Consider the following 4,639-nt stretch of genomic DNA (forward strand, 5'->3'; position numbering starts at 1 on the left):
TGGTCGGCCAACCGGACAGCAGGGCCAACGGGTGGATGGGGCCAGCTCCGGCGTCGCGCAGCTGCCCGGCAACCGTGGTGAGCGTCCAGCCGGACCCGCGGACGTCGTCGACCAGCAGCACCGGGCCACCGGGCACGGTGCCGGTGACCGCGAAGGCGTCCTGGGCGTTGTTGTACTGGTGGAAGCTGTTGGCCAGCTCAGCCTGGGAGCGGGCCGCCGGGCGCACCCGCTGGACGACCGCATGCACCGGCACCCCGAGCAGCCCGCCGGCGTGATCGGCCAGGTCTTGGACCAGCGAGGGGCGGGTGCGGGATGGAACGAAGGTGACCCAGGTTGGTGGCTCCTCCCATCCCCAGCGGCCGAGCAGCCGGGCCAGCCCCTCGATCACTGGGTGGGGGAGGGGCTGGTCGCCGGTGAGCAGGTCGGCCAGCAGCGGCCCCCAGCCGGCGTCGGTGGCCTCGCCCAGTGCCCGGCCCGGCTCGGCCCGCTGGCTCTCGGGGATGGTACGGCTGGCCACGGCCGCTCCGGCCGGCCACTGCCGGCGCGGCGGGAGGATGACGTCCTGGTCGCGCAGGAACCGCACCGCGGCCGCCACCAGCTGGGCGTCCACGCTGGTGGGGAGGCCGTGGCCGGTGCAGCGCTGGCAGCGGCCGCAGGCGGCCGCGTCGGGGTCGTTCAGGTCGGCCAGCTCGGGGTCGTCGAGCTGGCGGCGCAGGAAGGCCATCAGGCAGCCGTCGCTGGTCAGATACTCCAGCATGGCCGCCTGCTCGGCCCGGCGGGCGGCGGTGACCCGCCGGTAGCGGTCAGCGTCATAGACCCAGCCGGGATCCCCGCGCAGGTAGCCGCCATCGACCCGCCGCACCGCGCCCTCGACATCAAGGATCTTGAGCAGCTGGTCCAGCCGTCCCTGGCCCAGGTTGACCTGGCGCTGCACCTCAGCCAGCCCCAACGGCTCGGCGGCGTCAGCGAGCAGCCCCAGGACCTCGTCGACCAGCCGCCGGGGTGGGAACGCGGTGGTGGTGAAGTACTCCCAGATGCGCCGGTCCTCGGGCCCGCCGAGCAGGATCACCTCGGCCCGGTCCAGGGCCCGGCCGGCCCGGCCGACCTGCTGGTAGTAGGCGATCGGACTGTCGGGGGCCTGGTAGTGGACGACGAAGGCCAAGTCGGGCTTGTCATAGCCCATCCCCAGGGCCGAGGTGGCCACCACCGCCTTGCAGGCGTTGGCGGCCAGCACCTCCTCGACGACCAGCCGGTCGGCGGGGTCGTCCCGGCCGGAGTAGGCGTGGGCGTCGATGCCATTGGCCTGCAGCCAGCTGGCCACTCGACGGGTCTCGGGGACAGTCAGGCAGTAGACGATGCCCGACCCGGGCAGCTGGGGGAGCTGCTCGGCCAGCCAGGCCAGCCGCTCGGCCGCGCTCGGAAACGCCACCGTGGACAGGACCAGGCTGGCCCGGTCCAGCGGGCCGCGCAGGATCAGAGTGTCCTGGCCCAACTGCTCGGCGACGTCGGCGACCACCCGGGCGTTGGCGGTCGCGGTGGTGCCCAGCACCGGCACCCCCTCACCCAGGGTGCGCAGGATCTGGGCGATGCGCCGGTAGTCGGGACGGAGATCATGGCCCCAGTCAGAGATGCAGTGGGCCTCGTCGACCACGACCAGGCCGGCCTGGCGAGTCAACAGCGGCAACACCCGGGCGGCGAAGCCGGGGTTGTTGAGCCGCTCGGGCGAGACCAGCAGCAGGTCGACCTGGTCGGCGGCGATCTGGTCCTCGACCGCCCGCCAGTCCCGCACGTTGGTGGAGTTGATGCTGGCCGCCCGCACCCCGACCCGCTCGGCGGCGGCCGCCTGGTCGCGCATCAGGGCCAACAGCGGGGAGATCAGGAACGTGGGGCCGGCGCCGGCATCGCGCAGCAGCCGGGTGGCCAGGAAATACACCGCGCTCTTGCCCCACCCCGTCCGTTGTACGACCAGCACCCGGCAGCGGTCGGCCACGACGGCCTGGATGGCGGCCAGCTGCTCGGGGTGGGGGACAGCGGCCGGGCCAGCCAGGGTCCGCAGCAGCGTTGGGACCTGGGCGGCAACGGCGGTGTGGTCGAGTTGGACGAGCATGAGGATTCCTGGAGCCAGAGCGCAGGTGGCTAGTTGGATTGATCGCTTCAGCCCATCACAGTAGCCCTGCACCCTGACAACCAGGCCAGCAGTGTTCCCAGGACGGCCCTTCGTGTTTCTGGATCGCGAAGGATGCTCAGGATTCCCCGACTTAGTCGACGTCGGGGTGGTTGGTCACAACCAGCGACTCAAGCACTGGCGCTTCGAGCCGGCGTCGGACGCGCCGCTGGAACTGCTGGCGTCGATCACCACGCGGCCCCCGGCGGGGCATCGCCATGGTCATCCACCGACGCTGAGCCGAACCGGCGTCCCCATTCGACCACCGACGGGGTGCCTTGTCGGCAGGGGGTTGTCCGCGGCGGTCAAGGGCACCCCGCGCTCTTAACGCCAACCAGCGAAAGGTCGCTCTTGACACTAACGGATAAATTAGGAAAATGCGACCTACGCGTACTCCAGCAGGACGAGAGGGGGCGAGTCGGGAAGCCCTATCGAGCAACGCCAGAGGGGAGCGACCGTGACTGCGCGCGTCGTTACGCTATTTGTACACGAGATGGATACCGCTGACACCGTCACCATTGACTTCGGATCCCCTACTAACTTTGTGGCGTGGACTTCTATCACCTGGATTGACCCTCGGTCCTCGGCCTTTGATATTAACAACGCTATTGGAGTGGATATACCACTCATCACTCCCGACGGCAGTACTATTCCGACCACAAGGGTCCTCTCAGGAGGCGTTCTGGGACCGCCCGGTAGCCTCAACAACCTTCGCCAAAGTGCCTTCCATGGTTTCGGACGGAATGTTACTTTTAGGCTTCGTGTTTTCCCCCCTTCGCCCAACGGCGAGCTGGCCTGTGTTGCCAACGGTGTCGCCATCACGAATCCGTGACAAGTCAAGGGGAATGAGTCATGCCGATATACTATGTTTATGACGCACAAACTGGAGTAATCGTTCATCGACACAGAACCATCGATGCTAGTACTGGTGACACGGTGGCATGCAGTCAAGAGGAGGTGCTATCAGTTATCGATGAATCTCTCCCCAAAGATAACCTAGAGGTCTTAGAAGTAACGGATGAGAGGGGGGATGAACATCAACAAATTCAACGTCCTATTCGTGTAGACCCAAAGACACGAGAACTTGTTGTAGGTGACTAAATTACCTCAGGCTGCCGGCGCCCACCAGCGCGGAATCCTGCCGCTCACAGGCGACCATGACCCGGCCGCGTGCCATAGCGGCAACCAGCTGCCGGTGATCGTCGCCGGTGCCGAGGCCGAGCCCGACACTGGCCACGACCAGGCAGCGGCCCGGCGCAGACGATGGTGTGCAGCGCGAACTGGGTGCTTGAGTAGGCCAGCCACCATCCCTCGGCCAGGGGCAGCCGTGGCAGGTGGTCGGGACGCAGCACGACGTCCAACCCCGTAGACAAACTCGCCGACCGAGACGTCCTGCGACCGCCGCATTGCGATTAGGTGGTTGAACGAACTCTGGCCGCCGCGTCTCCTGCGTCCGGTGATTCTGCAGGAATCAAGGACTGCGCGAGCAACCAACCTCACCGCCAGGTCGGAGACGGCCCGGTGAGCCGTCATGGGAGCCGCAAGACGCGGCCGCCCGGTTGCTCGTCGTCGCCGGCCCAGTCATGCAGGACCGCCAGGGCGGGCCGGTGCTGGATGATCGGCGCAAAGGAGTGCAGGATCCTTGCGCCGCCTACGGACCCAGCCGCGGCCCAGCCAGCCCGCAGGTGGCCGAAGGCCCGGGGTTCACGGTGCGGCTGCCCGTCGCCGCCTGGCTTCCTGAGCGGCGGCCCCAATGCATTCGGGCGCGAGAGGCGAAGACGCCTGGGACCGGGTCACGCGCTCACACGTCGATGCCCAGGCCTGGCGGGCCGTCGCCCAGCTCGAGCGGCAGCAACTCGGCCCCCCGATTCGCCCGGTCGATCGCCTGGCACGCCTGATCCAGGTCGTCGCGGACCTGCCCGGCCGCGCGGGCGCGCGCCGCCGGCCCGGGTGGCCGCTCCTCGCCCAGGGCTCGCTGCGGGTCGGTCACGCCGTAGGTTGCCCGGTGGCGCTCGACCCGTTCCGCCCCGTCGAGCCACGCCGTGCGCCCTGCCACGTTGGTGGGTACAGCGCCCAACTCCGCTAGCAGGTAGGCGGGCGGGTCGACGGCGAGGCCTTCGAGGATCCGCGCCTCGCGGGCCTGGAGCTCTTGCGCGGCCGCCTGGCCTTGGGCGAGAACGACACCGTGCCGCGCCTGCCAGTCGAGGAAGGCGGCGTGCTGCTGCTCCAGGTCGGCACGTTCGTCGCCGGCCTGGGCGAGCCGGTCTTCGAGCTCGCCCAGTACCTGCTGGTGCTGGCTGATGGCATGACGGGCCGCTGCCCGGGCCGCCCGGGCGGCGTGGCCAAGCGCCAGGCGCACCGCCGCGTGCCTGGCCTCGGTGGCGGCCAGTGCGTCCTGCTCCTGGCGCTGGTAGGCCAGCAGCGCGGCTTCGCGGTCCTGCGCGTCGTGCAGGGCGCCGGACCGGTCGCGTGGCC

2 protein-coding genes are annotated in these 4,639 nt (G+C 69.3%); both read right to left on the reverse strand.

Going from position 1 to position 4,639, the window contains the following annotated elements; all coding sequences use genetic code 11:
* A partial coding sequence (locus tag VF468_26875; protein HEX5881913.1) for a DEAD/DEAH box helicase occupies nt 1-2,107 on the reverse strand: 2,107 nt, incomplete at its 3' end.
* A 1,858-nt stretch (nt 2,108-3,965) separates the two neighbouring features.
* Nucleotides 3,966-4,639: hypothetical protein (locus VF468_26880; protein ID HEX5881914.1), on the reverse strand; the 674-nt coding region annotated here is incomplete at its 5' end.

It is taken from the genome of Actinomycetota bacterium, assembly GCA_036280995.1.
In the GTDB taxonomy this organism is placed as follows: domain Bacteria; phylum Actinomycetota; class CALGFH01; order CALGFH01; family CALGFH01; genus CALGFH01.